Annotated in this window: 15 protein-coding genes and 2 tRNA genes; 7 read left to right on the top strand and 10 right to left on the bottom strand. The window is 71.4% G+C overall.

Features of this window, described 5'->3' with window-relative positions; translation table 11 throughout:
* The 3 genes from GVV75_RS07490 to GVV75_RS07480 form a co-directional block, all read right to left on the bottom strand.
* Nucleotides 1-347: biotin/lipoyl-containing protein (locus GVV75_RS07490; protein ID WP_328703542.1), on the bottom strand; the 347-nt coding region annotated here is incomplete at its 3' end.
* 61 nt (nt 348-408) lie between these two features.
* On the bottom strand, nt 409-1,782 hold the full coding sequence (gene lpdA, locus GVV75_RS07485; protein ID WP_159814188.1) for a dihydrolipoyl dehydrogenase: 1,374 nt from the start codon (nt 1,780-1,782) through the stop codon (nt 409-411).
* 152 nt (nt 1,783-1,934) lie between these two features.
* Complete coding sequence (locus GVV75_RS07480; protein ID WP_159814186.1) at nt 1,935-3,479, bottom strand: leucyl aminopeptidase; 1,545 nt, start codon at nt 3,477-3,479, stop codon at nt 1,935-1,937.
* A gap of 193 nt (nt 3,480-3,672) precedes the next feature.
* Between GVV75_RS07480 and GVV75_RS07475 the strand changes: the two genes are divergently transcribed.
* The gene (locus GVV75_RS07475; protein ID WP_159523213.1) at nt 3,673-4,191 is read left to right on the top strand and encodes a hypothetical protein; all 519 of its coding nucleotides are present in this window, start codon (nt 3,673-3,675) and stop codon (nt 4,189-4,191) included.
* A 20-nt stretch (nt 4,192-4,211) separates the two neighbouring features.
* Here GVV75_RS07475 and GVV75_RS07470 read toward each other — a convergent pair whose 3' ends face one another.
* On the bottom strand, nt 4,212-6,161 hold the full coding sequence (locus tag GVV75_RS07470; protein ID WP_159814184.1) for a chloride channel protein: 1,950 nt from the start codon (nt 6,159-6,161) through the stop codon (nt 4,212-4,214).
* Nucleotides 6,158-8,170, bottom strand: coding sequence for an alpha/beta hydrolase family protein (locus GVV75_RS07465; protein WP_159625179.1), 2,013 nt, complete (start codon nt 8,168-8,170; stop codon nt 6,158-6,160). Before GVV75_RS07465 ends, GVV75_RS07470 begins: the two co-directional genes overlap by 4 nt.
* 263 nt (nt 8,171-8,433) lie before the next feature.
* Between GVV75_RS07465 and dxs the strand changes: the two genes are divergently transcribed.
* From dxs to pflA, 4 genes are all read left to right on the top strand, one after another.
* Complete coding sequence (gene dxs / locus GVV75_RS07460; RefSeq protein ID WP_236263206.1) at nt 8,434-10,488, top strand: 1-deoxy-D-xylulose-5-phosphate synthase; 2,055 nt, start codon at nt 8,434-8,436, stop codon at nt 10,486-10,488.
* Between the two features lie 404 nt (nt 10,489-10,892).
* Nucleotides 10,893-13,010, top strand: coding sequence for a pyruvate formate lyase family protein (locus tag GVV75_RS07455; protein WP_159523205.1), 2,118 nt, complete (start codon nt 10,893-10,895; stop codon nt 13,008-13,010).
* A 67-nt stretch (nt 13,011-13,077) separates the two neighbouring features.
* Entirely contained in the window at nt 13,078-13,323 is a 246-nt protein-coding gene (gene grcA2, locus GVV75_RS07450; protein WP_080463415.1) for an autonomous glycyl radical cofactor GrcA2, read from the top strand.
* Between the two features lie 22 nt (nt 13,324-13,345).
* Nucleotides 13,346-14,224: a pyruvate formate-lyase-activating protein gene (gene pflA, locus GVV75_RS07445; protein ID WP_159523203.1), complete on the top strand. Its 879-nt coding sequence runs from the start codon at nt 13,346-13,348 to the stop codon at nt 14,222-14,224.
* A 170-nt stretch (nt 14,225-14,394) separates the two neighbouring features.
* Here pflA and GVV75_RS07440 read toward each other — a convergent pair whose 3' ends face one another.
* From GVV75_RS07440 to glgX, 5 genes are all read right to left on the bottom strand, one after another.
* A complete protein-coding gene (locus GVV75_RS07440) occupies nt 14,395-15,693 on the bottom strand; it encodes an HRDC domain-containing protein (protein WP_201288737.1) in 1,299 nt (432 codons plus the stop codon).
* Nucleotides 15,681-16,286, bottom strand: a complete 606-nt coding sequence (locus GVV75_RS07435) for a DUF3000 domain-containing protein (RefSeq protein WP_159523201.1) — start codon at nt 16,284-16,286, stop codon at nt 15,681-15,683. The genes GVV75_RS07440 and GVV75_RS07435 overlap by 13 nt, the downstream gene beginning before the upstream one ends.
* A gap of 1,294 nt (nt 16,287-17,580) precedes the next feature.
* Nucleotides 17,581-19,392 (bottom strand): malto-oligosyltrehalose trehalohydrolase, encoded by a 1,812-nt coding sequence (treZ, locus tag GVV75_RS07430; protein WP_159814182.1) that lies wholly within the window; start codon nt 19,390-19,392, stop codon nt 17,581-17,583.
* A complete protein-coding gene (treY, locus tag GVV75_RS07425; protein WP_236266100.1) occupies nt 19,389-22,100 on the bottom strand; it encodes a malto-oligosyltrehalose synthase in 2,712 nt (903 codons plus the stop codon). Before treY ends, treZ begins: the two co-directional genes overlap by 4 nt.
* Before the next feature lie 65 nt (nt 22,101-22,165).
* Nucleotides 22,166-24,529, bottom strand: a complete 2,364-nt coding sequence (glgX, locus tag GVV75_RS07420; protein ID WP_159814180.1) for a glycogen debranching protein GlgX — start codon at nt 24,527-24,529, stop codon at nt 22,166-22,168.
* A gap of 165 nt (nt 24,530-24,694) precedes the next feature.
* On the opposite strand from glgX, the gene GVV75_RS07415 reads away from it, so the two are divergent.
* Nucleotides 24,695-24,767, top strand: a tRNA-Gly gene (locus GVV75_RS07415).
* 1 nt (nt 24,768) lies between these two features.
* Nucleotides 24,769-24,840: transfer RNA gene (locus tag GVV75_RS07410), tRNA-Val, on the top strand.
* The last annotated feature ends 167 nt before the right edge of the window (nt 24,841-25,007 follow it).

The raw sequence follows: 25,007 nt of genomic DNA, 5'->3' as shown, positions 1-25,007 counted from the left end.
GGCGTGGCGGCGGGAGCCGGGGTGGCCGGGGCCGCGGCGGGGGCGGCGGGAGCCTGGGGGGCGGGCGCCTGGGGCGCCGCCTCGGGGGCGGGGGTGGAGCCGGCCTCGGAGGGCTCTCCGATGATGGCCAGGACGGTGCCGACCTCGACGGTCTCGTCCTCGGGGACGCGGATCTCGAGCAGGACGCCGGAGGCGGGGGCGGGGACCTCGGTGTCGACCTTGTCGGTGGCGACCTCGACCAGGGGCTCATCAGCGGTGACGGTGTCGCCCACGGCCTTGAGCCAGGAGGAGACGGTGCCCTCGGTGACGGACTCGCCCAGAGCGGGCATCTTGACGGATTCAGACATGAGTGGACTCTTTCCTTGGGGATTCTCGCAGGACCTTCGTGGGGCTCGGGCCCTCGGTGGATCAGCCGTGGTTGTGCAGCGGCTTCCCGGCCAGGGCCATGGCGGCCTCGCCGAGGGTCTCGTTCTGGGTGGGGTGGGCGTGGACGAGCGAGGCGACGTCGTCGGCGTCAGCCTCCCAGGAGACCATGAGCTGGCCCTCCCCGACCTGCTCGCCCATGCGGGCCCCGATGGCGTGGAAGCCGAGGATGGGGCCGTCCTTGAGGGAGACGAGCTTGACGAAGCCCTGCGTGCCCAGGATCTGGCTCTTGGCGTTGCCGGCAACGTTGAACTCGGCGGTGGTGACCGTCTCGTCGCCGTGGAGCTCCTTGGCGGCGGCCTCGGTGAGGCCCACGGAGGCGATCTCGGGCTCGCAGAAGGTGACCTTGGGGACGAGGACGTCGTCGACCGGGGTGGGGTCGAGGCCGGCGATCTTCTCGGCGACGACGATGCCCTGGGCGAAGCCGCGGTGGGCCAGTTGGACGCCGGGGACGATGTCGCCCACCGCCCACACGCCGGGGACGTTGGTGCGGCCGTACTCGTCGGCGAGCACGAATCCGCGGTCCATCGACACCCCGACCTCCTCGTAGCCGAGGTTCGCGGTGGCCGGGCCGCGGCCCACAGCGATGAGCAGCACCTCGGCGTAGTAGGTGGTGCCGTCGGCGGCGTGCACGGTGACGGAGTCCTCATGGCGCTCGACGGATTCGAACATCGTCGAGGTGCGGAAGGCAATCTTGCGCTTGCGGAAGGCGCGCTCCAGCTGCTTGGAGATGGCCTCGTCCTCGTTGGGGACCAGGCGGGGCAGGCCCTCGATGATCGTGACCTGGCAGCCGAGGGAGGCCCATGCGGAGGCGAACTCGACGCCGATGACGCCTCCGCCCAGGATGACCGCCGAAGCGGGGACGTGGTCGAGCTCGAGAGCCTGCTCGCTGGTCATCACCGGGCCGGAGATCTCCTGGCCGATGTTCTTGGAGTAGGAGCCGGAGGCGAGGATCACGTTCTTGCCGGTGATGCGGCGGCCGTCGACCTCGACGGCGTCGGGGGCCACGAGGCGACCCCAGCCCTGGATGAGGTCGATCCCCCGGGAGGCGACGAGGCCCTGAAGGCCCTTGTACATGCGCGAGATGATGCCGTCCTTGTAGGCCTTGACAGCGGGCATGTCGATGCCCTCCAGGGCGGCACGGATGCCGAGGGCGGAGGCCTCCCTGACCGTGTCAGCGGTCTCGGCGGCGTGGAGAATGGCCTTGGTGGGCACGCAGCCGCGGTGGAGACATGTGCCGCCCACCTTGTCGGCCTCGATGAGCGCGACCCTCAAACCGAGTTGGGCCCCGCGAAGCGCGGCCGCGTACCCGCCCGAACCGGCGCCCAGGATGACCATGTCGTAGACGGTGTCTGTCACAGAATCTCTCCTCGATGGTGAGTTGTCCGAGTCGCCCACCGCTCAGGTGGGCGGTTGGTCCCGGATGACATTGTGTCACTCATGCATGGGTGCCAGGCGTCGGATCGCCCTGTCGATCGGAAACATGAATCCCACACAACATGTGAAACGAATCACTGGGCGACTGCTCGGAGGTACTCCAGGAGCGTCGCCACGCCGTGGCCCGTCCCCCCTGTGGGAGTGCCTCCCCACGGGGCGCGCTCGTTGAAGGCGGGGCCGGCGATGTCCAGGTGGGCCCAGGGGGCGGAGCCGATGAACTCGCGCAGGAAGAGCCCCGCCGTGAGCATGCCCCCGGCCCGGCTGCCGACTACCGCGTTGCGCAGCGCGGCGTACGGGCTGTCCAGGCTCGGGCGTAGCTGCTCGGGCAGCGGCATGGGCCAGAACGACTCGCCGGCGCTGGCCGCCGCGCGAGCGACGGCGTCGCGGACGGCCGGTGTCCCCATGACCCCGGAGACATGATCGCCCAGGGCCACGATCTGCGCGCCGGTGAGCGTGGCGACGTCGAGCACCGCGTCCGGGGAGTCCTCGACCGCCCGGGCCAGGGCGTCGGCCATGACGAGCCGGCCCTCGGCGTCGGTGTTGGTCACCTCCACCGTGGTGCCACCGCGCATGGTGATGATGTCGCTGGGGCGCTGCGCGCCGGGGCCGGGCATGTTCTCCGCCAGGGCGAGCCACGCGGTCACACGCACCGGCAGCTCAAGCCGAGCGGCGGCCAGCACGGCACCGAGCACGGTGGCCGCGCCGGCCATGTCGGACTTCATCTCCGGCATCGAGGCGGGGGGCTTGAGGGACAGGCCCCCGGAGTCGAAGGTGATGCCCTTGCCGACGAGGGCGATGTGGGCGCGCGCGTCGCTGGGCGCCCACTCGAGGCGCACGAGGCGGGGAGGATTGGCAGCGCCCTGGCCGACAGCGAGGATGCCGCCGAACCCCTGCTTCGCCAGCTCCCGCTCATCGAGCGTGTCCACCCCGATTCCCGCCGAGCGCGCCACCTCGGCGGCGCGCTCGGCCAGGGCCTCGGGGACCAGGCGGTTCGGGGGCTCGTTGACGAGGTCGCGCGTCAGGGCGACGGCCTCGCCCAGCGCCACGGCCCTGGCCCGGGCCTCCTCGGCCAGCGCCCCTCCCGCCAGCGGCGAGGAGATGGTGATCGCCGCCAGGGGTTCGGTGGGCGCGGGGACCCGGCCCTTCCAGGCGTAGGCGCCGGTCATCGCGCCCTCGGCGACGGCGGTCAGATCGTGGGCCTCGGCGCAGGGCAGCGCGAGGACGGCGCGCTCCACGCCGGCCAACTCGCGGGTGGCGCGCGCCGCCGCGCGCGACAGTGCGCCGGCGCGCGTGAGGCCCAGGGCCGCCGCGTCGTGATCGGCGCTCTCGGCCAGCTCGAGGCCCCGTCCAGTGCCGACCACCAGGATCGTCGGCGCGCTGATCGCCTGGCCGGCGGGCGCGGCGATGGCGGAGGGGATCCGCACCACCGCGTCGAGCGAGCCGGAGAAGCCGAGGGAGGGGAGCGCCGCCTCCACGGCGCCCACATCGATCCCCTCCAGGCAGGCGCCGGCGGCCAGGATGCCGGAGGCGCCTCCATCGGAGGGCGGGGCCGCGGCGAGGACGAGGACATCGGCGTCAATCCGCGCGGCGGGGTCCTGGATGATCTCGAGAGTGCTCATGAAGGGAGATGGTATGCCCGATGGTAACGTCATGGTGCCGGAGGAGCCCCGTGCCGCGGCAGTCCCCTGGGCGCCGCCCGGAGACGCGCTTCCGGCATTCAGCAACGGGCCGGGCCGGGCGGGGGGCCCGCGCCGCCCGGAGCGGCGCGCGAGCGCGCCGCGGGCCCGACGCCGACGAGCCAGGAGGAGCAGCATGGACGATCGCCCCGAGGTCCGATCGACGGAGGACCGTCGTCGGCCCGCGCGAGGCCTGAGCCGTATTCTCGTGGGCGTCACGGCGGTCTTCGGCCTGGTGGTGCTCTGCCCCGCCGTCGTCTCCCTCATCCGGCATCCCGATCAGGCGCCCGTCCTGGACGCGATCGACGCCGTCGCCGGAGCCCTCTACCTCATGCTTGCGGTGTGCATGGCCCACAACGGCCGCCGCATGCGGATGATCGGGTGGGTCTGCCTGGGCGGTCTGCTGAGCGGCGCGATGCTGCTGGGACTGCTGACCATCACCGGCACCGCGCCCGAGCTCGAGGCCTCATTCCTCGCCCACGGGGGGCGCGGGCACGGATACCTCCCTCTCGTCCTGCCGATCATGGCCGCGTTCTGGATGTGGATGAGCGACCCCCGCCGCATCGTCGTCCACGCCGAGATGATCACCGATCTGGCCTCGGCCCGCTCCGACAGGTCGGGCAAGGACCGCGCCAGCGGCGAGGCGCGGGAGTAGCCGCGGGTGCTCTCAACGGCTCACCGACGGCGGTGGGCCCACCACGCCTGGGTGCGCGATCCCAGTGAAGTCCGCGACTGCGCGGCCTCAAGGGCGGCGTGCTGGTGGCGGTAGAGGCGCCGCACCATCTCATCCTGATCCACCCAGCCCAGTAGCGCCCGCTCGCTCCCGCGGCCCCGGCCGCCCCGGGCGGCCTCCTCCACCACCGGAAGGCCTGAGGCCCTGGAGTCGACGAGCGCCTTGAGGACCGCCGTCGTGCCGCTGGAGGCGTCGATGACCTCCTGGTCGAGCGGAAGATCGCCGACCGTCCGGGGGGTCTGGCCCCGGCGCTCCTCCAGGGCCGCCTGGGCCAGCGCCACGGCGCTCACGCAGCCGAGCAGGCGCCGACGGCCGGCGACGCCGCCTGGAGCGCCATCATCACCCGGGCCGTCCTCCGATCCCTCCGCCTGGCCCGAGGCCCCGGCATCGGCCACGACCGGCAGGCTCGTGCTCCCGGAGGCCCGCACGATCCTGGCGGCGCGGGCCAAGGAGGTCGAGGCCGTGAGCACCGCGGGCGGCTCATGCATGAGGTCGCGGGCGGTCGCCCGTCCGACGATGGTTGCGCCGACAGGGTCGTCGATGTCCTCGCCGCGGCGCCGCAGCTCCTCGGTGTAGATCGTGGTGCGGGTCAGGAACCTGCTGGTGACCGTCGCCAGCGCGATGGCGAGCATAAGCGGGGTGAGCAGGCCGTACTGGCCGGTCATCTCGATGATGAGGATGACGGCGGTCATGGGCGCCCGGGCCGAGCCGGTGAAGACCGCCCCCATCCCGACCACGCCGAATACGGCGACGCCGGTGGGGGTGGGGGCCACGAGAGAGCCGAGCCAGGCGCCCAGGGTCCCGCCGATGAGCAGCGAGGGCGCGAACACGCCCCCCACGAAGCCCATGCCCATCGTGATCGAGGTGGCGGCGATCTTCGCCGCGGTGAGGGCGAGGAGCGCCGTCGTGGTGTACTCGTTGGCCAGGGCGCGGCCCAGGACGGCGGAGGACTCCCCGTACATCTCGGGCACGGCCAGGAGCAGCGCCCCGAGGGCGAGGCCGCCGATGGCCGGGCGCGCCCACTGGGGCAGGCGGGTCGCGTCAAGGAGGTCGCGGCACCAGTCGGCGGCGAGGAAGCGGCAGCGGGAGAAGGCGATCCCCACCAGGCCGCCCAGCACGCCCAGGAGCGCGACCCAGCCGAGTTGGGCATCGCCGTCGAGGGACAGCGAGGGCAGGGACAGGGACAGGGTGGTCCCCAGGAGGTGGTGGGACAGGACGGAGGAGGACACCGAGGCCAGCACCACGAAGGCGAAGGCGTCCACCGTGAAGTCCACGAGGATCACCTCCATGGCGAAGAAGGCGCCGGCCAGGGGCGCGTTGAACGCCGAGGCGATTCCCGCCGCCGTCCCCGCCGCCGTGAGCATCCGCGCCGACCTGATCGGCAGGCCGAGCGCGCGTCCGACGACGCTGCCGGCTGAGGCGCCGAGCTCGGCGATCGGCCCCTCAGGGCCCACCGCCCCGCCGCCCCCGATCGTCAGGATGGCCGCTCCCGTCGAGGCGAGGGCCGGCACGGGGGCCACGGTGCCGTCGCCCCGCCGCGCCGACCAGATGACGCCGCCCACGCCGTGGCCCGTCGTCGTGCGCCCGAGGGCCGTCATGAGCGGGCCCACGAGCGCTCCGGAGATGACTGGCGCGAGGAGGACGAACCACCGTCCGGCGAAGGAGAGGATCCCCTGGGAGGGGCCCAGGGCCTCGGTGTAGTCCTCCGCCCCCGTGAGCAGCAGGGTCCAGGAGTCGATGCCGATGCGGAACAGGACCGCCCCGCCGCCTGAGACGAGCCCGACGATGACCGCCAGGGCGAAGAGCCCTGAGCGGTGGTAGCGCACGAGGCGCAGGGCCGCCCTCCGGGCGCGCGCGGCGGTTCCGGCGCGCCCGGGTAAGGGCGGCGTCACTCCCCGCGGGGCGCGAGGTTCTCCACCACGATGGGCGTGGCCTCGTCGTCCCGGGCGATGCCCCACACCTGGCTGTAGAAGGACAGCTCGTCGGTCAGGGCCTTGCGGATGTTCGCGCCGAGCTGGAAGCCGTGGCCCTCGCCCTGGAAGACCTCGAGGGCGACCGGCAGGCCCTTGGCGCGCGCCGCCTCGAACATCGAGGTGGCCTGATCGGCCGGGACGATGGGGTCGTTGGAGCCCTGGAGCAGCAGGAGGGGGGCGTGGATCGCCTCCACGTGGTTGATGGGGGAGCGCTCGGCCAGCAGGGGGTCATCGACGGAGTCCGCACCAATGAGCTCCTGGACGTAGTGCGACTCGAACTTATGGGTCTCCTGGATGAGCATCCGCAAGTCGGCGACGCCGTACAGCGAGGTCGCCGCGGAGAAGACGTCGGAGCGCGTGATCGCCGAGAGCACGGTGAACCCGCCGGCCGACGAGCCGCGCACCGCGACCCTGGAGCCATCGACCCGGCCCGCCTCGATGAGGTGGCGGGCGCCGGCGATGACGTCCTCCACCTCGCCCACGCCCCAGGCGCCGTTGAGGCTCCGGCGGAAGGAGCGCCCGTAGCCGGTCGACCCGCGGTAGTTGACCTCCAGGTAGGCGAAGCCCCGGGAGGTCCAGTACTGCACCTTCAGGTCGTAAACCGAGCGGGACATGGCGGACGGGCCGCCGTGCACCTGGACGATGAGCGGGGGAAGCTCGCCCTCGGGACCGGCGTGCTCCACCGAGGCCGGGGGGTAGAAGAAGCCGTGCGCGGTGACGCCGTCGGAGGACTGCCAGGAGAGCGTCTCCGGGAGGGACACGCCGCGATCGGCGGGCCCGAAATCGCCTGAGCCCCGCAGCACGGTCACCTCGCCGCCGGAGATCTCGACGATCCCCGGCAGCTCGCGCTCATTGCCTGCCAGCATGACGACCCGCCCCTCGGCGGCGGCCACGTTGCCCAGGGGCTGCCAGCCCGTCGCCCACTCCTCGAGCTCGCCGTTGGCCAGCTTGATGGTGCCCAGGTGCCACACCGAGTCCCTCGTCCACGAGGCGATGAGGTGCTCGCCGTCGAGGACGTCGAAGGAGTGGGGCCCGAGCTGCCAGGCCGGATGGGTGAAGGTGGCGTCCGTGGGGTGCAGCGGCCGGGTCCGCAGCCGCCCGCTCCAGCCGGTCTCGGCGGTGCCGCGCCGGGGGAAGCCCTCCGTGCGGTAGAGGTTCCAGAAGCCCGAGGCGTCCGAGACATGGATGAGCTCGCACTCCTCGGTCCAGCGCGGCTCGGCAGCGCCGTGCCCGTCGCCGCCGCTGACCAGCGCCTGCTCTCCCAGGGTCCCGTCGGGCAGCAGGTCGCCCACGTGCAGGGCGGCGTTGTCCCAGGGCATCCACGGGTGGTCCCAGGCCAGCCAGGCGAGATGGCGCCCGTCGGGGGAGAGCGTGGGGGAGGAGACGAAGTCGGTGCCCGACACGATCGTGCGCACCGGGGCGTCGTCGCGCGCGGCCGAGCCGTCCAGGGGGATGGCGACCAGTGTGTTCACGGCCTCGCCCTCGCCGCGGTGGTCCTCGCGCACGGCGTAGACGAGTCCGCGCTCGGTGTCGATCTCCAGGTCCCCGTGGCGCACGTCGCCGTAGATCGTCAGGGGTACCAGACCGCGCATCCTGTGCGCGACGTCGAAGCGGTAGAGGCGCCCGTCCCCGGCGTGGGAGACCACGATGATCCCCGAGTCGACGGCGTAGGCACGCCCCCCGTACTCGTGGACCCGGGTGCGGGCGTCGACCAGCTCGTCGCCGGGAGTCAGGGGAAGGACCTCCCCGATGCGGCCCGCGCCGTCGCGGCGCAGGAGCACCTGGCGGCCGGAGTCGGTGGCGCGCCGCTCCACCCAGTAGGTGTCGGGGCCGTCGACACGCACCTGCGAGAGGTCGATCGTTCGGCTGGTGATCGTTCCGGGCGAGATGGGCGAGGGCCAACTGCCGTAGGGCGCGATCGTGGTCATGCTTCCTCCTCGAGGACGGCGATGGTCGGCGCGCGGGCGCGCGCCGACGCGCTCCGGGCGCGGCATGGGAACGCCGCGGGGACGGGCGCTGGGGCCCGCCCCGGTCCCGGGCCAAGACTACGTGCTCGTCAGCACCGCGCGCGATGACGCGCAGCTGCGTCGACGACGCCTATGCTTGCCGCACCGCCGCGGGGCACGTCCACCAGCGGCCATGCTGACCGTTATCACCCATCCGCCGTCGAGATTCCTGGAGGTCCGTGGCGATGACACCTCCGACATCCCCGTCGTCCCAGCGCGATCAGGCGCGCCGGGCGGGCACCGGCGAGCACCCCGTGCCGGCCCCGCTGCTCGCCTCGATCCGCGGGCCCGAGGACCTGCGCAGGCTGACCTCCGACCAGCTCGTCCAGCTGGCCGCCCAGATCCGCGCCTACCTGGTCGCCAGCGTCTCCCGGACGGGCGGGCACCTCGGCCCCAACCTCGGCGTCGTCGAGCTGACGATCGCCCTGCACCGAACCTTCCGCTCCCCGGCCGACTCCCTCGTCTTCGACACCGGGCACCAGGCCTATGTGCACAAACTGCTCACGGGGCGCCAGGACTTCTCGGCGCTGCGATCGCGCGGGGGGCTGTCGGGCTACCCGGACCGTGGGGAGTCCGCCCATGACGTCGTGGAGAACTCCCACGCCTCCACCGCGTTGTCGTGGGCGGACGGCATCGCCCGGGCCAACGGGCTCCGGGGGAACGAGGACCGGCACGTCGTCGCCATCATCGGCGACGGGGCGATGACGGGCGGGATGGCCTGGGAGGCCCTCGATAACATCGCGGACTCGGGGGACAAGCGCCTCGTTATCGTTGTCAACGACAACGGCCGCTCCTACGCCCCGACCATCGGCGGGCTCGCCCACCACCTCGACGCCCTGCGCACCAACCCCGGCTACGAGCGCATGCTGTCCGGGATCAAGCGCGGCCTGCTGGCGCAGGGGGCCCCGGGCCGCGCCGCCTTCGACGCCCTCCACGGCCTTAAGGCCGGCATCAAGGACGTCCTCGTCCCCTCGGCGTTCTTCGAGGACCTGGGGATCAAGTACACCGGCCCGGTGGACGGCCATGACATCACCGCCCTGGAGTTCGCGCTGACACGGGCCAGGGAGTACTCCGAGCCTGTCATCGTCCACGTCATCACCGAGAAGGGCCGCGGCTATACCCCCGCTGAGGAGGACGTGGCCGATCGCTTCCACGCCGTGGGGCGTATCCACTCCGAGACCGGCCTGCCCGTCGTGCCCTCCGCCTTCGGCTGGACAGCTGTCTTCGCCGAGGAGATCCTGGCGCTGGCCCGCCGCGACGAGCGGATCGTGGGGATCACCGCGGCCATGCAGCAGCCGGTCGGGCTCCAGCCGCTGGCCGATGCCATGCCCGACCGGGTCGTGGACGTAGGCATCGCCGAGCAGCACGCCCTGACCGCCAGCGCCGGCATGGCCTTCGCCGGGCTGCACCCCGTGGTGGCGCTGTACGCGACCTTCCTCAACCGGGCCTTCGACCAGGTGCTCATGGACGTCGGCCTGCACCGGGCGGGGGTGACGATCATGCTCGACCGGGCGGGCCTGACGGGCAACGACGGCGCGAGCCACAACGGCATGTGGGACATGGCGCTGCTGGGCCACGTGCCCGGGCTGCGCCTGGCCGCGCCTCGCGACGAGGCCTCCCTGCGCTCCTGCGTGCGCGAGGCAGTGGGCGTCGACGACGGCCCGACCGTCGTGAGGTACCCCAAGGGGGCGCTGCCTGCCCCGCTGCCCGCGGTGCGGACGCTCGAGGGCGATGAGGGCGTCTTCGGCCAGGTCGATCTGCTGCTGGAGCACCGGGCGGGCGACGATGGCGGGCGAGTCGCCGGTGAGGGAGCGGGCCGGGCGCCCGACGCCCCGGCCCTTATCGTCGGCGTGGGCGCCATGGCGCCGGCCGCGCTGGCCGCCGGCCGCGCTCTGGCCGCGGAGGGCCGTGACGTCATCGTCGCCTCCCCTCGGTGGGTGATCCCCGTCCCGAGCGCCCTGACCGAGTTGGCTCTGACGGCCGGTCGTGTCGTGGTGGTCGAGGATGGGCTGGTCGACGGCGGTATCGGCTCGCAGTTGCGCGATGCGATGGATGACGCCCTCGACGCCCTGGCCGCCAGGGGCGGGGATGACTCCCGGGGCGCGGCCCTGGCGCCGCCCCCGACCACGCGGATCGGGGTGCCGAGGCGGTTCGTGCGGACCTGCGACCGGGCCACCCTCCTGGAGGAGTTCTCCATGACCGCCGAGGGCATCGCCGCGGCGGTTCGCGCGCGGCGCTGACCGGTGGGCCGCCCTCTCTCATGGGCGCCTTGCCGCCGGCGCTCCGCAAGGGGGCGGGGCAGGGCCGGCGGCCGCCCTGCTCAGGAGGCCTCAGCCCATGGGACGGGCGTCCTATCGCGCTCGTGCGCCTTCGCTATGCGCGCCTGTGGGGGCGGGTGAGTACCGCTGGCGATCCGATGTCTGACGGCGCGGACCGACCCCAAGCCGGCGTGGGACCAAGGGCCTAAACGGAGGTGGTCTAGAACGCTGTGTGAGTCATCGCACCGATAAGGCCCCCATCGTCTTGGTCGCACCGGGGCCGAAGGGCCTACGCTTGGGGCGACGGCGCAATGATGTACCGCCACGCCTCACGAGGGCGACGACATAGCCGGGCGGGATCGCCGCCCACATACAGGAGGACACGGATGACAACTGAGGTCACTTCATCCACCACCGCGGATGGGACCCGGACCGACGCGTGGGAGGGCTTCGCCACCGGCCCGTGGACCGAGGACATCGACGTCCGCGACTTCATCCAGCGCAACTACACCCCTTACGACGGTGACTCCTCATTCCTTGCCGGCGCCACGGACAAGACCCTTCGTCTGTGGAACACCCTGGAGGAGAAGTACCTCAAGGAGGAGCGCAAGGTCCGCATCCTCGACGTCGACACCCACACCCCCTCGGACATCGACGCCTTCGTCCCCGGCTTCATCTCCGAGGATGACGACGTCATCGTCGGCCTCCAGACCGACTCCCCGCTCAAGCGCGCCATGATGCCCAACGGCGGCTGGAGGATGGTGGCCCAGGCCATCAAGGAGGCCGGCAAGGAGGTCGACCCGGAGGTCGCCAAGATCTTCACCCGCTACCGCAAGACCCACAACGACGCGGTCTTCGACGTCTACACCCCGCGCATCCGCGCCGCGCGCTCCAGCCACATCATCACCGGCCTGCCCGACGCCTACGGCCGCGGCCGCATCATCGGCGACTACCGCCGCGTGGCCCTCTACGGCGTCGACCGCCTCATCGAGCTCAAGGAGATCGCCAAGGACAAGGTCGCCGACCAGCCCTTCTCCGAGCACTGGGCCCGCTACCGCGAGGAGCACTCCGAGCAGATCAAGGCCCTCAAGAAGCTCAAGAAGATGGCGGCCGACTACGGCTTCGACATCTCTGGCCCGGCCACCAACGCCCACGAGGCGGTGCAGTGGACGTACTTCGCCTACCTCGCCTCGGTGAAGTCCCAGGACGGCGCCGCCATGAGCATCGGCCGCCTGTCCGCCTTCCTCGACTGCTACTTCGAGCGCGACCTCAAGGCCGGCGTCATCGATGAGACCCGCGCCCAGGAGCTCATCGACAACATCGTCATGAAGTTGCGTATCACGCGCTTCCTGCGGACCACCGACTACGACCAGATCTTCTCCGGCGACCCCTACTGGGCGACCTGGTCCGACGCCGGCTTCTCCGACGACAACCGCCACATGGTCACCAAGACCTCCTTCCGCCTCCTCCAGACCCTGGTGAACCTCGGCCCCGCCCCGGAGCCCAACATCACCATCTTCTGGGATGAGAAGCTCCCCAAGGGCTACAAGGACTTCTGCGCCTACATCTCCATCACGACCTCCTCCATCCAGTACGAGGCCGATGAGCAGATCCGCGAGCACTGGGGCGACGACGCCGCCATCGCCTGCTGTGTGTCCCCGATGCGCGTGGGCAAGCAGATGCAGTTCTTCGGCGCCCGCGTCAACTCCGCCAAGGCGCTCCTGTACGCCATCAACGGCGGTCGTGACGAGATGACCGGCAAGCAGATCGTCACCGGCCTGCCCGGCATCGAGGGCGACGGCCCCCTGGACTTCGACGAGGTCTGGGACAAGTACGAGAAGATGCTCGATTGGGTCGTCGCCACCTACGTCGAGGCCCTCAACATCATCCACATGTGCCACGACCGCTACGCCTATGAGGCCATCGAGATGGCGCTGCACGACTCCGACATCGTGCGCACCATGGGCTGCGGCATCGCCGGCCTGTCGATCGTCGCCGACTCCCTGAGCGCCATCAAGTACGCCAAGGTTACCCCGGTGCGCGATGAGACCGGCCTCGTCGTCGACTACGTCACCGAGGGCGACTTCCCGATCTACGGCAACGACGACGACCGTGCCGACGACATCGCCGCCACGGTGGTCCACACGATCATGTCCAAGATCAAGGCGCAGCCCATGTACCGCGACGCGATCCCGACCCAGTCCGTTCTGACGATCACCTCGAACGTCGTCTACGGCAAGGCCACCGGCTCCTTCCCGTCCGGCCACAAGAAGGGCACCCCCTTCTCCCCGGGCGCGAACCCGGAGAACGGCATGGACACGCACGGCATGGTCGCCTCCATGCTGTCCGTCGGCAAGCTCGACTACAACGACGCCCTCGACGGCATCTCGCTGACCAACACCATCACCCCGCAGGGCCTGGGCCGCACGCTCGAGGAGCGCGTGGCCAACCTCGTGGGCATCCTCGACGCCGGCTTCGTCCCGGACGACTGCGCCGAGGTCTGATCGCACCGCGCGATCCCCTGGACCATCACGGCTCAGAACACAACTCACCACACAGAAAGGGGCAGACATGCCCACCTACGAAGAGCGCCTTGAGTCCATGAAGGCGCAGCGCCAGGGCAACGGCGGCGTCAAGGGCCTCTACCACGCCAACATCAACGTCCTGGACCGCAACACCCTTGAGGACGCGATGGAGCACCCGGAGAACTACCCGAACCTCACGGTTCGCGTCTCCGGCTACGCCGTCAACTTCGTCAAGCTGACGCGCGAGCAGCAGCTGGACGTCCTCAACCGCACCTTCCACGCCGGCGCCTGATCCGGCACGGGGCAGGGCTCAGATGACTGAGACCATGACCCCCGCGGCGCTGGGCGGCCGGGACCAGGACTTCCTGGCCCCGGCCGCCCGTCTGCGCGGGGCGGGTATCGGCGGGCTCGAGGAGCTCTCCGACATTGAGCGCTCAGAGCGACTGGCGCGCATGCGCGAGGGAACCCTGGGCTCCATCCACTCCTGGGAGCTCGTCACAGCGGTGGACGGCCCCGGCACGCGGATGACCGTCTTCCTCAACGGCTGCCCGCTGCGCTGCCTGTACTGCCACAACCCGGACACCTTCCTCATGAAGGACGGCGAGCCGGTCGAGGCCGACGAGCTCCTGCGGCGCATGAAGCGCTACAGGAATGTCTTCAGGGCCTCGGGCGGCGGCATCACCCTCTCCGGCGGAGAGGTGCTCATGCAGCCGGCCTTCGCCGCGCGGCTCCTGTCCGGCGCCAAGGCGATGGGGATCCACACCTGCATCGACACCTCCGGCAACCTCGGCCGCAACGCCACTGACGAGATGCTCGACAACATCGATCTCGTGCTCCTGGACGTCAAGAGCGGGGACGAGGAGACCTATAAGCGGGTCACCGGCCGGGAACTCGCCCCGACCATCGAGTTCGGCGACCGCCTGGCCGCCAAGGGCATTGAGATCTGGGCGAGGTTCGTCCTCGTGCCGGGGCTCACGGACAGCCCGGAGAATGCGGAGAATGTCGCACGGATCGTCGAGCGCTGGGGATCCGTGGTTAGCCGCGTCGAGGTGCTGCCGTTCCACCAGATGGGCACCGACAAATGGGACGCCCTGGGGCTGGACTACACGCTGCGCGACTCGCGGCCCCCTGAGCCCGAGCTCGTGGAATCCACCCGCGCGATCTTCCGCTCCCACGGATTCACGGTGCACTGAGGAACGCGCGCCCATCGGCGCCCGAGGGGCGCGCGGGGGCGCAAGAGGAAGCCCTCCCGGAGCGGCCCCGCCAACGCCCTCGGGACATCCCGGTGGGGCCTAGCGCGCGCGGTCCCTCGCCATGGCCCTGGGCGCCGAACGGGCGCCGAACCGGCGGCCCGGGCGGAGCGCTACACGACCCGGCGCAGCGCTCGGGACAGGGGATCGGCGCATTGCTCGATCTGCCAGGGCCTGGCATCGAGGTCCTCCAGTCGGGCCGAGACCGCGTCTGAGTCGATCGCGGGGTGCCCGCCCCGGGCCATCTCATGACCGAGGTCCCAGGCGAGCCGGCGCTGGGACTCGGGGGCGAGGAGCAGTTCTTGGGGCACGCGGATCCTCTCTCCATGCGTCCGCACGCAGGAGCGGACGACATCGAGGAGTTGCGCGGCCTCGGGGTGGCGGCGCGCCCAGGACCGGGGCTGGGGCAGTTCGCCGGGCGCGAGCGGGGCGCGCAGCGGCGGGAGCTCGTCGTCGGGAAGGCTCAGGCCCCGCTCCACCGCCCGCCACCACACCTCGGAATGCTGGCGGGCCTGGCGAGAGGAGAAGTCCTTGAGGGCGAAGAGCTTGCGGCGGGAGGTCGGGCAGGCGATCGCCGCGGACACGACGGCGCGGTGGGGGAGGATCCTCGACGGCGTCCGGTCGAGTTCGACGGCGAGTTGCTCTCGGGCGGTCCACACCTCCCGCAGCACCGCCAGTGAGCGCTGGGAGCGCACGGCGGTTCCCGCGCGCGGCGTCTTGCGCCAGGGATCGACCTTCGGGGCTCGTGGGCCCCGAGTGCGCACCGCCTCGAACTCCTGCATGGCCCACTCGAGCTTCCCCGCGTCGGCGAGCTCGGAGGCCAGGGCGTCTCTGAGCTCAGTGAGGAACTCGACGTCGAGAGCGGCGTAGATGAGCCAGGAATCCGGCAGGGGGCGGGTGGACCAGTCTGCGGCCGCGTGGTCCTTGGCCAGCCGCAGGCCGAGCGTCTCCTCGATGACCGCGCCGAGGCCCACATGTTCGCGGCCGAGCAGGCGGGCCGCGAGTTCGGTGTCGAAGACCTCCCGGGGGGCCAGGCCGACATCTGCCAGGCAGGGAAGGTCCTGGTCGGCCGCGTGCAGGATCCACTCGGGCCCGTCCAGCGCCGCGGCGAGGGCATCGAGGGGCCCGGCTGAGACCGGATCGACCAGGATGGTCCCAGCGCCCGCGCGCCGGAGCTGGATGAGGTAGGCGTCCTGCCCGTAGCGGAAGCCCGATGCCCGCTCGGCGTCGACGGCGATGGGGCCGGTGCCATCGCCGATCTCGGAGGCCGCCCGGGCCAGCGCCGCGGGGGAGTCTGTCAGAGGGGGGAGCCCATCGGCCGGCCGCCGGTAGGGGACGACCTCGTCGGCGGGCACCGGCTCGTCGGTCGTTCCGAATCGGCTGACCGGTACGGCCCGCCTCACCTCGCCCATCCCGCGAGGGCGAACATGGGGAAGGCCATTTCCGGCTCATGGCCCGCCGCCGCGTGAAGTGCTTGGTACCAGGCGGTCAGGTGCGGGGCGAGATCGGTGGTCGAGGGCGACCAGGAGGCGCGGATCTCCGCGTGCGCGCAGGAGTCGGTGAGGTCCAGGCCGCCGAAGGTTTCGGAGACAACCCTGGTGACGGTGCCCACGAGGGCGCGGTGTCCCGCGCCGGCCTCATCGAGCGCCTCGGACAACCATGTCCAGGCGGCATGGCCCAGGAGCGGGTCGGAACTCACCTCGTCGTCGATCCGGGACCGCACCATGACGACGACTCGAAGGTCGCCATCCCAGGCGGCCTGCCCCGCGGGATCGTGCAGGATGATGAAGCGGCCCGAGGCCACGGGCGTGCCGGAGTCGGTCTCCTCCGTCTCGGCGGACAGGGCGGCGGCATAGGGGGCGAGTCGACGGGGAGCGGGGACTTCTTCAAGGACGAGACCGCGGGGCCGATCGGCCTCCCTCATCGATAAGAGCACCTCTTCGAATCGCTCAGGGATCTGGGCGGCCGCCTCCGGGGATGAGGCAGGGCCGTTCGTGTCGTTCACGAGCCCAGGCTACCGGCGCTTTGGCTAAGCCCGCGCTGCCACGCCGCAAGGAACCGCAGCCGAGGGGACTTGCCAAGCTCGTTCGAGGGCGGGTCGTGGTGCTTCCGGCTCGGATATGGAGGCTCGGCGCGTGGTGGCGGGTGCGTGTCGGTCTTAGCGGGATCGTTAGGTGTCACCGCCGTGGCGCGTCCTACCGGTGCGGGCGGCTTGTGCGCGAGGTGCGCGATCCCTGCCGCTAGTCCTCCGGTCCGCGGCGGCGCGGGCGGTCCTCCTGCTGCGCCCTCATCCCCGAGATGCCGTCTCAGCGCGGAGATACCGTTTCGCCTCGAAGATACCGCCTCAGCTCCGCGATACCGTTTCGCCTCGAAGATACCGCCTCAGCTCCGCGATACCGTCTCGCCTCGAAGATACCGCCTCAGCTCCGCGATACCGCCCCAGCCCGGCGTTGCGCCCTCATTCTCGCAGTTTGAGGGCGCAACGCCGGGCTGGGGCGGTATTTGCGGGCTGGGACTGTATTCGCGGGCTGGGACGGTATTCGCGGGCTGGGACGGTATTCGCGGGGTGCCCCCGACGTGCGCGATGAATATGATGCGGGGCGGCGCCAAGGAGGAGGCTGGGCTGTCCCGGCTGGAAGAATGACTCATCAGATCACATGCGGCCGTCAAGAGGAAATTGTTCAATCACATGTGGGCCCGGCGCGAGTCCCCCTGGCTCGGGCCGGAACCTTGGAATGCTGTCCGCGCTCGCCGGCTCCGGGGCGGTCGTCCACGCGGCGATGATCGCGGGGAGGGGATGGGCAAGGGGGTGGCGGGCTCGCGGGCCTCATCCCTGGCGCCACCCGAGTCGGCCCATCGGCCCTCGCTGCGCTCATAGGTTCCGCGGGAGACCATCATCAGTTCCTCAATGTGAGATTCTGTCGCCCCGGAGAGGATGTTCTCGCGCTCTATGATGCTTTCTTCCCGGTTGACGGCGGATGTGTTATGGCGCTCGTCGGCATTGATGGCCGTCGAAAGAGCATGATGCGTCCGTTCCTGTCGCGGTTCCATGAGCCTGCCGAGGGGGAGTTCCTCATTCACGGGAGGCCTATCAGTGAGTTCTCAAGACAATCCCACCACTCGTAGTTCTCGGCCCCGTTCCCGGATGTCGTGAGACAAAAGCGATCGAGGAAGAGCGATGGTGTGGGTGGGGTGGGGCGCCTGGCGGTGGCGTGGGGTGCGTGGTGGTGGTGTTGGGCGCTCGGCGGGCGCGGCGATGAGCGCTGGGCGATGAGCGCCGGGGGATGAGCGCTGGGCGATCAGTGCCGGGCGATGAGCGTCTGGCCCGCCGCGAGGACGCCGGGGCGGCGCGGGCCGGCGCCCGCCTCCCCGGGCTCCCACGAGGCGAGGGCCTCGCCGTGATCCGGCGCCGGGCGGTCCTGGCCAGACAGGTTGACCGCGACGATCACGTCGTCGTAGGCCACCGTGATGACGCCGTCGGCGTCCTCGACCCCGGGCCATCGCCGGCGCTGCGACCACCCCAGCTCGCGGCGCAGCGCGATCAGGCGCGTGAACCACTGGAGCAGACGGGAGTGGTCCGGCGCGCTGGGCTCATCCCAGTCCAGGCAGGAGGAGGCCACCGTGGACGGCGCCTGCGGGTCCGGAATGTCCTCGGCCGACCAGCCGAAATCAGCGAACTCCCGCTTGCGCCCCTGGCTCACGCCCGCCGCCAGGGCGGGATCGTCGTGATCGGTGAAGAATTGGAAGGGCCGCCGCGTGCCCCACTCCTCGCCCATGAACAGCATCGGGGTGTAGGGGCTGAGCAGTACGAGGGCGGCCTGCGCCGCCAGCGCGTCATCGCCCATGGAGGCGGCCGGCCGGTCCCCGACAGCCCTGTTGCCCACCTGGTCATGGTTGGAGGAGAAGACGACGAAGCGCCGGGGGTCCGTGCCCTCCGGCACTGGCGCGCCCCACCGGCGCCCCCGGAAGCTCGACCAGGACCCGTCGTGGAGGAAGGCGCGGGAGTACGCCCTCAGCCAGGCTCCCGGGGCGGCGAAGTCGGCGTAGTAGCCCTGGGACTCCCCGGTCAGGCGGGCGTGCAGGGCGTGGTGGACGTCGTCGGCCCACTGAGCGGTCATGCCCAGTGAGGGCGAGCGCGCCGGCGGCCCCTCATCGACGGGCGTGATGACTCCGACGTCGTTGAGATCGGACTCCGCGATGAGCCCCAGCGGCCGACCGAGCTCATCGGACAGGGCCGCCACGGCCTCGGAGAGCTCGGCGAGCACATGGCGGGGGGAGTCGTCGACGATGGCGTGGATCGCGTCGAGGCGCAGGGCGTCGACGTGGAAGTCCCTCAGCCAGCGCAGGGCGGCGTCGATGACGTAGGCGCGCACCTGCTCACTGCCGGCCTGGTCGAAGTTCACCGCCTCGCCCCAGGGTGTGTGGTGCGCGGCCGTGAAGTAGGGGCCGAACGCGCCCAGGTAATTCCCCGAGGGGCCCAGGTGGTTGTAGACGACGTCGAGACACACGGCGATCCCCTCGCGGTGCGCCGCGTCGACGAAGCGGGCCAGGGCCTCGGGCCCGCCGTAGTGCTCGTGGACGGCCCACAGGCTCACGCCGTCGTAGCCCCAGCCCGAGGCACCCGGCGACGGCGCCAGAGGCATGAGCTCGACCATGTCCACCCCGAGCCGGGCCAAATGCCCCAGGCGCCCCGCGGCCGCGTCGAGCGTCCCATCGGGCGTGAACGTCCCCACGTGCAACTCGTAGATGACCGCGCCGCGCACGTCCCTGCCCGCCCATCCGTCATCGGTCCACGCCCTGGCCCAGGCCGAGGGATCGATGTAGCGGGAGGGGCCGTGGACCCCGTAGGGCTGGCGGGCGCTGCGCGGGTCGGGGCGGTCGGGGGAGCCATCGACCCGGAAGGCGTAATCCGTGCCGGGGGTGAGAGCGCGGGGGCTCACCCACCAGCCGTCGCCGACGCGCTCCATGGGCAGCGCCTCCCCGGTGGCGGGAAGGCTCAACTCCACGCGGCTGGCGCCGGGCGCCCACACGGGGACCCTCTCGCCGACGGGCAGGGCGGGGCTCTCCCAGGGGCGGCGCGCGCCCGCCGCGCGGCTGTCCGCGCCGGTCATGGCCGAGCCTCTCTCCGCTCGTGGGCCCGCGCTCCCTCGGCCCAATGGCCGGGGCCCTCCTCATCCGCGGCCGCGGGGGAGGCCTGGCGGGCCAGGACGACGACGGGAGCGTCGCCCATGAGATCGGCCAGGGGGAGCGTGCCCCCGCCGGTCTCGGCATCAGTGATCACCGAGCGCCAGGCCCCCTCGGGCAGGACGATGGAGTGCTCGCGCCAGCCCCCGAGGGTCGCCAGGCGCCTGCCCAGGCGCCGCACGACGACGATGACGTCCTCCTCGCCGTCGAGCGTGCGGGCGAAGGCGAAGGCGTGCGACGTGGTCACGGGGATCGCCCGGTAGCCTGAGCGCGATCCGACGAAGGTCTCGGGGCGGTTCCGGCGCAGGCGCAGCAGGGCGGCGGTCAGCGCGAGCTTCTCCTCGTCCAGGCCGCGCGCGGGAGCTCCGGAGTCCAGGTGGGAGAGCATCCGCTCCAGGCCGCCCTCGCCGCGGTAGTCCACCGGTCGGCGGTTGTCCGGGTCGACAAGGCTGGTGCGGGTGATCTCCGAGCCCTGGTAGACATCGGCCACGCCGAGCCAGGTCAGGGTGAGGGCCTTGTTCGCCAGGACGATCGCGCGGGTCTCGCGGGCGGTGAGCGAGGCGAAGGCCTCGATCTGCTCGGCGACGGCGGGATCGGTGAGCAGGTGGGCGGCGTAGCCGGTCAGAGCCTCTTCGCGGGCGGTGTCCGGACTGGTCCACGTGGTCCAGGTCTTCTGCTCACGGGAGGCCTTGATGAGGTAGGCGGTCAGCCGCTCGGGGGTCATCGGGTCGGCGCTGCCGGGGGCCCAGGTTCCCCACAGCACCTGCCATAGGAGGAGCTCGCTGCGCCCGTCCAGGTCCATCGGCCGCGCCTCCTGGGTCAGGAGGCGGAGCCGATGGATGAGGTCGGTCCACTCATCGGCGTAGGAGGCCAGGACGTCGAGGCGCGCGCGCACGTCCTCCCCGCGCTTGGTGTCGTGGGTGGTGGAGGTGACCATGGTGGCGGGCCAGGTGGCCTGGGTGCGCTCGGCCCAGGCATGGGCCTCATCGGGGTCCAGGGCGAAGCCGGAGGGGTTCCCTCCGACCTCGGTGAGGCTGGTCAGGTGCATCCAGCGGTAGAAGGCCGTGTCCTCGACGCCCTTGGCGGTCACTGCCCCGCAGACCTGCTGGAAGCGGACGATCGCCTCTGCCCGCAGGGGGGAGGCGGACATGCCCTCGCTGCCCACGGGCTCGCCGAGCAGGAGCGCCACGACGAGGTCGAGGGTCTCGGCTTGGTCCTCCTCCAGGCGCTCACGGGCACGCTCGGCGGAGGCGCGTAGGACGGCGGCCTGATCGGGGTCGGCCGAGTGCCCGGGAACGATGTAGGCGCGGTAGCGGTCCGCGGCCACGAGCAGCTCGACGAGGCAGGCGTGCAGGTCGCGCAGGGTGTGGTCGCGCAGGCGCACGTCCAAGGAGGTGAGGCGGTCGAGGATGGCCGCGAGCCGGTAGACCTCCGCGGCCAGGGAACCGCCGATGACCTCCCGCTTGGCGGTCTCAACGACGCGCGGGTGGTCGATCGGGCCCTCACCGGCGAACTCGTGCATGAGCATGCCCAGGCGCGCCGAGCCGGCGGGGTCGACCTGCAGCTGGTCGATGCGCCAGGCGGCGTCGTAGCCGGTGGTGCCGGCCACGGGCCATGAGGGGGGAAGGGACTCGTCGGGCGCCAGGATCTTCTCCGCGGCGATCCACGCCTGGCCGGTGGCCTCGCTCAGGCGCGCCAGGTAGCCTCCCGGGTCGGCCAGGCCATCGGGGTGGTCCACGCGCAGCGCGTCGATCGTGCCGTTCGCGATGAGTTCGGTGATCAGCGCGTGGGAGCCCTCGAAGACGGCGGGGTCCTCCACCCGGATGGCCGCGAGAGTGCCGACGTCGAAGAAGCGGCGGTAGTTGGTCTCCTCATCGCCGACCTTCCAGTAAGCCAGGCGGTAGAACTGCTGCTCGACGAGCACGGCCATGGGCAGGGACTCGGTGCCCTCGGCGATCGGGAAGACATGGTCGAAGTAGCGCAGCACCCACTGCTCGCCCCGCTCGGGCTCGGTGGGCACGACGATCCGCTCTAGGCGCAGCTCGTCGTCAGCCAGGACGCGGCCGAGGCGCGCCCCCAGGATCGGCATGAGGATCGGCTCATCGACCGACACGTCGAACCAGTGCGCGTAAGGGGACTCCGGCCCATCGCGCAGGACCGACCACAGGGGCAGGTTGGACCAGCCGGGAGTGGGAACCGCCATGTGGTTGGGGACGATGTCGACGACGACGCCCAGGCCCGCCTCGTGGGCGGCGCCGGCCAGGCGCTCCAGCCCCTCGCGGCCCCCCATGGGCTCGGAGACCCGGGTGTGGTCGACGACGTCGTAGCCGTGGGTGGAGCCGGGCGCGGCCTGGAGGATGGGCGAGAGGTAGAGGTCGGTGACTCCGAGGTCGACCAGGTAGGGCAGCAGGGCGCGGGCGGCGTCGAAATCCAGGTCCGCGCCCAACTGGAGGCGGTAGGTGCTCACGGGGGCGCGCCGCCCCTCGCGCGGCAGGTGGCCGGACCAGGGCGCGTAACCGGTCTGCGGCGCCGCCTGCGCGGGGGAGGGCGCGCCACCGGTCGGCGCGGGGGTGGCAGGAGGCCGAGGCGGGCCCGCGTGATCCGGGGAGGCGGTCGAGGGGCGGTGATCGGTCATGCTCTCGGTCCTCCTGAGGGTCAGGACTGCCTCATGGTCTGGTCAGGGCGTTCGCCTGGACCGTATCAGGAACGCCTCAGGCCCGTGTGGGAGAGGCCTGCCCGCTCCTGGTGCTCCGGGCCCTGGTCCGCCTGCTCGTCGGAGATGAGGCAGAGGATCGAATGCGCCTGGACGAGGACCTGCTGGCCGGCCAGTAGCGACTCCGGGTGGACCTCGTCCGTGGCGGGAGCCGTGTCGAGGGCGATCCTCCATGCCGGGGCGTGGTCGGCGTCGGGGATGGTGAAGGTGATGTCCTCCCCGGCGGCGTTGATGAGGATGAGGATGGAGTCGTCGACGATCCGCTGGCCGCGCTCATCGGGCTCGGCGATGGCCTCGCCGTTGAGGAAGACGGCCATGGCGCGCGCGTACCAGGTGGCCCAGTCCTCGTCGGTCATGCGCGCCCCGGAGGGGCCGAGCCACTCGATCTCGCCCATGTCCGACTCGCCGCCGTGGCCCGCGGCCCCGGAGAAGAAACGACGACGGCGCAGCACCGGGTGCTCCTGGCGCAGGCGGATCATGTCCGAGGTGAATCGCAGGAGATCGCGGGCCTCGCCGTCGAGGTCCCAGTGGACCCAGGCCAGCTCGTTGTCCTGGCAGTAGGCGTTGTTGTTGCCGTTCTGGGTGCGGCCCATCTCGTCGCCGTGGCAGATCATGGGCACGCCCTGGCTGAAGAGGATGGTGGCCAGGAAGTTGCGGGCCTGGCGGCTGCGCAGCTCCAGGACCGCCGGGTCGTCCGAGGGGCCCTCCGCGCCGCAGTTCCACGAGCGGTTGGCGTTGTCACCGTCGGCACCGCCCTCCCCGTTGGCCTCGTTGTGCTTGTCGTTGTACGACACGAGGTCGCGCAGGGTGAAGCCGTCGTGCGCGGTGACGAAGTTGACGCTGGCCACCGGCGTGCGGCCGGAGTTCTGGTAGAGGTCGGAGGACCCGGTGATCCGCGAGGCGAAATTGCCCAGGGTGGAGGGCTCGCCCCGCCAGAAGTCCCTGACCGTGTCCCGGTATCGGCCGTTCCACTCGCTCCACAGGGCGGGGAAGCCGCCGACGTTGTAGCCGCCGTCGCCCACGTCCCAGGGCTCGGCGATGAGCTTGACCTGGGAGAGCACGGGGTCCTGGTGGATGATGTCAAAGAACGCGCTGAGCTTGTCGACCTCGTGGAACTGGCGGGCGAGAGTGGAGGCCAGGTCGAAGCGGAAGCCGTCGACATGCATCTCGGTGACCCAGTAGCGCAGCGAATCCATGATCATCTGCAGGACGGCCGGGGAGCGCATGAGCAGGGAGTTGCCGGTGCCCGTGGTGTCGAAGTAGTGCTCCTGGGAGCCGTCGACGAGCCGGTAGTAGGCGGCGTTGTCGATGCCCTTGAAGGACAGGGTGGGGCCCATGTGATTGCCCTCGGCCGTGTGGTTGTACACGACGTCGAGGATCACCTCGATATCGGCCTCGTGGAAGGCCTTGACCATGGACTTGAACTCCTGGACCTGCTGACCGGCCTCGCCGTAGGCGGCGTAGGCGTTATGCGGGGCGAAGAAGCCGATGGTGTTGTAGCCCCAGTAGTTCGACAGGCCCTTCTCCTGCAGGTGCGTGTCGTTGACGAACTGGTGGACGGGCATAAGCTCGATCGCCGTGATGCCCAGCGCCTTGAGGTGGTCGATGACGGGGCGCTGCGCCAGGCCCGCGTAGGTTCCGCGCAACTCGGCGGGGATCTCTGGGTGCAACTTGGTCATGCCCTTGACATGGGCCTCGTAGATGATCGTCTCGTGGTAGGGGTGGGCCGGCGGGCGGTCGTGGCCCCAGTCGAAGAAGGGGGAGATGACGATCGAGCGCATCGTCACGGGCGCGGAGTCGGACTCGTTGCGGGTGTCGGGGGCGTCGAAGTTGTAGGAGTACAGGCTGGGGGAGGGGGACACCTGGCCGGAGATCGCCTTGGCGTAGGGGTCCAGGAGGAGTTTGGAGGGGTCGCAGCGGTGGCCCGAGCCGGGATCGTAGGGGCCGTGGACGCGGTAGCCGTAGACCTGCCCGGGGTAGACCGAGGGCAGGTAGCCGTGCCAGACGCCGGCGTCCACCTCGGTCAGGGGCACGCGGGTCTCGGTCCCGGCGTCGTCGAAGAGGCACAGGTCGACGCCGGAGGCGACGGAGGAGAACAGCGCGAAGTTGGTGCCGGAGCCATCGAAGGTGGCGCCCAGGGGGGCGGGCCGGCCCGGCCAGACGACCGGCGCGCCGGCGGGCTCCTCAAGGGGAGCGGCGGGCTCGGCGGACTCCGCGGGCTCTGCGGGGGAGGTGGACTCCGCGGGGGAGGCGGGGGGAGTCGCGGGCTCAGGGGCCTCAGGGGAGGACGGCTCGGTCGCCGTCGGCAGTGGCTCGCGAGTCGGTAGGGGGGTGCCCGTGCTGGTGTCCATATGCGCTACCTTGCCACGGCGGGCCGCCGATGAGGGGGACCTTGCGGATTGACCTCGCGCATCACATGGCGTGACGCAGGTCATGGGCTGGTGGGCGGGGCGGATTTGGCAAGGCCGCGCGCCCCCTGCTACGTTTCTGCCGCGCCGCGATGCGGTGCGAGAAATGCGGATGTGGCTCAGTTGGTAGAGCATCACCTTGCCAAGGTGAGGGTCGCGGGTTCGAGTCCCGTCATCCGCTCGGGCGATTGGCGCAGCGGTAGCGCGCTTCCCTGACACGGAAGAGGTCACTGGTTCGAACCCAGTATCGCCCACTGCCCCATCAAGGCCCGGGTGGCGCCGTCAGCGCCCCGGGCCTTCTACATTGGTCTGACCAGGTCCCTTGGCCGTGGAGGCGCTGGAATCGGCGCTCGGGGCTGCCTGGCGGGAGCGCCGGGCGGCCCGCGCCCCGCCACCCTCCCCGCCCTCACGTGCTCACGCG

Origin of the sequence: Actinomyces sp. zg328, from assembly GCF_009829635.1 — a bacterium.
Lineage (GTDB): Bacteria > Actinomycetota > Actinomycetes > Actinomycetales > Actinomycetaceae > Actinomyces > Actinomyces marmotae.
This window is presented reverse-complemented; position numbering and strand designations above follow the sequence as displayed.

What these genes read in the sequence shown, in the direction of transcription:
- GVV75_RS07440 (WP_201288737.1), bottom strand. Translation starts at nt 15,693, where the DNA reads ATGGGCGAGGTGAGGCGGGCCGTACCGGTCAGCCGATTCGGAACGACC.
- glgX (WP_159814180.1), bottom strand. Translation starts at nt 24,529, where the DNA reads ATGGACACCAGCACGGGCACCCCCCTACCGACTCGCGAGCCACTGCCG.
- GVV75_RS07475 (WP_159523213.1), top strand. Translation starts at nt 3,673, where the DNA reads ATGGACGATCGCCCCGAGGTCCGATCGACGGAGGACCGTCGTCGGCCC.
- treY (WP_236266100.1), bottom strand. Translation starts at nt 22,100, where the DNA reads ATGACCGATCACCGCCCCTCGACCGCCTCCCCGGATCACGCGGGCCCG.
- GVV75_RS07465 (WP_159625179.1), bottom strand. Translation starts at nt 8,170, where the DNA reads ATGACCACGATCGCGCCCTACGGCAGTTGGCCCTCGCCCATCTCGCCC.
- GVV75_RS07455 (WP_159523205.1), top strand. Translation starts at nt 10,893, where the DNA reads ATGACAACTGAGGTCACTTCATCCACCACCGCGGATGGGACCCGGACC.
- dxs (WP_236263206.1), top strand. Translation starts at nt 8,434, where the DNA reads ATGACACCTCCGACATCCCCGTCGTCCCAGCGCGATCAGGCGCGCCGG.
- GVV75_RS07480 (WP_159814186.1), bottom strand. Translation starts at nt 3,479, where the DNA reads ATGAGCACTCTCGAGATCATCCAGGACCCCGCCGCGCGGATTGACGCC.
- pflA (WP_159523203.1), top strand. Translation starts at nt 13,346, where the DNA reads ATGACTGAGACCATGACCCCCGCGGCGCTGGGCGGCCGGGACCAGGAC.
- grcA2 (WP_080463415.1), top strand. Translation starts at nt 13,078, where the DNA reads ATGCCCACCTACGAAGAGCGCCTTGAGTCCATGAAGGCGCAGCGCCAG.
- treZ (WP_159814182.1), bottom strand. Translation starts at nt 19,392, where the DNA reads ATGACCGGCGCGGACAGCCGCGCGGCGGGCGCGCGCCGCCCCTGGGAG.